This window comes from Empedobacter falsenii, assembly GCF_019308355.1.
Lineage (GTDB): Bacteria > Bacteroidota > Bacteroidia > Flavobacteriales > Weeksellaceae > Empedobacter > Empedobacter falsenii_B.
In genome coordinates this window covers 1-2209 of record NZ_JAAGKM010000090.1, presented here as the reverse complement: position 1 = coordinate 2209, position 2209 = coordinate 1, and the positions used below count along the sequence as shown (strand labels likewise).

Here is a 2209-nt window from a genome sequence, read left to right as displayed (position 1 = left end):
CATTTGGCGGCCCAAAACAAGTGATTGAGTATCTGGGTAGATATACCCACAAGGTAGCCATTAGCAACCATCGCATTACAAATGTAACCCATCAAGAAGTTACTATCAATTATAAAGATTATAGAGATGGAAGTAAAACCAAGCAGCTTACTTTAAAAAACGAAGAGTTTACAAGGCGCTTTAGTCTTCATATTTTACCCAAACGCTTTGTGCGCATACGCCATTACGGCATTTTAAGCAGCAATTGGAAACGCGGGAAATTACAACAATTACAAAAAGAGTTAAACGTTTTAAGGTCAAGTGTAGAACTTAAAACTCAACATCGAAAATGTTATTGTTGTAAAGTTGGAAATCTTGTTACGTTGCACGTTTTTGGGCAGCGAGGTCCACCAAAAGCTTATCTTATTGAAAACACACTTTCTTCTGTGAATTAACTTTTACGGGTAAGGGAACTTGTGCTTCATTGCATCCAAAAATCGCATAAAACAACAGAAAATGCACAAGTACAACCACAAAAAAAGCAGTAATTGTAAAATTACTGCTGGTATATCTTAAAGCTACACTTCGAAAACTCCATAATACATAAAGCTACTCCGGTTCCGTTCAACGGGCTTTCATCTCGTGCCCTCCGGGCAAGACGAAAGCTTAGTTATTATGGGCTGGGCTTTTTCGTCTTTTGTCAGCAACATTTCTTGTCTTGTTGAATTGGCGGACATTTTACACTTCCGTAACTGCAATAAACACAACAGTCGCCTTGATGTGCTTTTAAAACGGTCTTGCAATTATCACATTCGTAAAAATATTGGCAAGCGTCTGTCGGCATTGTTTCTTCCTTTTTATGTCCGCAATTTGGGCAAGTGATTGTTGATTGTAGTATGATTTCCATTTTATTTTTCCTTTTTGTCTGTTACTGAATATCCTGTTCCGTTTATTGCTTTCTCAATTTCGGCAATGTTCGTTTTTGAGTTATCAAATTCTACAATTGCATTTCCGTTTTCGTATGAAACAGTTGATTTTATTATTCCCGAAAGCTTATTCACTTCGTGGTTTACGTGTTCTTCACAACCTGCACAAGTCATACCGCTAATGGAAAACTCAACTGTTTGAACATTTGATTTGTCAACTACTATGATTTGTTTTTCTGTCTTTGGATAAAATATGTGAGCATAGTAAGGAAAGGCAAGCATTACTATTGCAAATGCTGTTACAATTCCTAAAAACATTTTGGATTGAATGAATTTTGGTTTTTCTTCTGTCTCACAATTGCAGTCAATTTGTTTTTTAGGTTTCAACTTTTGATACCAAGCAAAACCAAGAACCAAAATTGTCAAACCTATAAAATAAGGTCGGAAAGGTTCAAGCCAAGAAAAAGTTGAAGCAAGTCCGCTTGTCCCTGCGACAAGAGCCAATACAGGTGTGATGCAACAAAGTGAGGCTGCAATTGCTGTCAAAAGTCCTGCACCGATTAATTTTTTGTCTGTTTTCATATTGTTTCCAAAATTTTGTTTTCGTGAAGTATTTTGAAAAAAGGTTTGAGCATTTTTTCATACTCTTTTGTCAGTGAGTAAAAAATGGTTTGTGCTTGCCTTTCCGTTTCAATTAGTTTTCGGTCTTTGAGTTTTCGCAGATGTTGTGAAATTGCCGAAATGGTCATTCCGAGAATGTCACTAAGGTCGCAAACGCAAAGTTGTTGCTCTTCGTAAAGCAGAAACAGGATTTTCAGTCTTACGTTGTTACCCGCCAATTCAAGTCCGTTGGATAAATAGTCAAACGAACCGTTCAGTTCTAATACTCGGTCTTTACAGCGGTTGATTTGCTTAATGTCCGCTTGTTGTCTTATACACGAAATGTTGTCCATAGTGCAAAGATAGTCAATTTGTTTATTTAAGCAATTACTTAAATACAAAATATCAAAAAGAACCCGATTTTGTCTGTCGGGTTGTGTCGTCCTACCATTACTGCTAACGTTTTGGGGCTTTGCGATGGTGGGGCAATCGAAGCGAAAATCTTCAATTTTGCACAAAAGTTGAACCGAAGAACTGCCGTTGAACTTTGCAGTTTCGCCCCACTATTGCAAAACCCTTGTTGAACTAAACCTCCAGTAGCTTTCGCTGCGATGATTTCGTACCTTAGTATATTAATATTAAACAATTGATACTATGGTAACTAAAAAAAATCTCCGGAGGAATTAAGAGCGAACAAATACATT

4 protein-coding genes are annotated in these 2209 nt (G+C 37.0%); 1 reads left to right on the top strand and 3 read right to left on the bottom strand.

Going from position 1 to position 2209, the window contains the following annotated elements; genetic code table 11:
* Nucleotides 1–434 (top strand): IS91 family transposase (locus tag G0Q09_RS14815; RefSeq protein ID WP_219035467.1); only part of this gene is annotated, 434 nt, incomplete at its 5' end.
* A 245-nt stretch (nt 435–679) separates the two neighbouring features.
* On the opposite strand, the gene G0Q09_RS14810 is transcribed toward G0Q09_RS14815, so the two are convergent.
* The 3 genes from G0Q09_RS14810 to G0Q09_RS14800 are packed head-to-tail and all read right to left on the bottom strand — an operon-like array spanning nt 680 to nt 1858.
* The gene (locus G0Q09_RS14810; protein ID WP_219035466.1) at nt 680–886 is read right to left on the bottom strand and encodes a GDCCVxC domain-containing (seleno)protein; all 207 of its coding nucleotides are present in this window, start codon (nt 884–886) and stop codon (nt 680–682) included.
* Nucleotide 887: 1 nt separating this feature from the next.
* Nucleotides 888–1487 carry a mercuric transport protein MerTP gene (gene merTP / locus G0Q09_RS14805; protein WP_026980930.1) on the bottom strand — a complete coding sequence of 200 codons (600 nt, stop codon included), beginning with the start codon at nt 1485–1487 and terminating at the stop codon, nt 888–890.
* On the bottom strand, nt 1484–1858 hold the full coding sequence (locus tag G0Q09_RS14800; protein WP_026980929.1) for an ArsR/SmtB family transcription factor: 375 nt from the start codon (nt 1856–1858) through the stop codon (nt 1484–1486). Before G0Q09_RS14800 ends, merTP begins: the two co-directional genes overlap by 4 nt.
* Nucleotides 1859–2209 lie beyond the last annotated feature (351 nt).

Bases quoted from the DNA above. Each gene is read 5' to 3' on its own strand.
- merTP (WP_026980930.1), bottom strand. From the start codon at position 1,487: ATGAAAACAGACAAAAAATTAATCGGTGCAGGACTTTTGACAGCAATT.
- G0Q09_RS14810 (WP_219035466.1), bottom strand. From the start codon at position 886: ATGGAAATCATACTACAATCAACAATCACTTGCCCAAATTGCGGACAT.
- G0Q09_RS14800 (WP_026980929.1), bottom strand. From the start codon at position 1,858: ATGGACAACATTTCGTGTATAAGACAACAAGCGGACATTAAGCAAATC.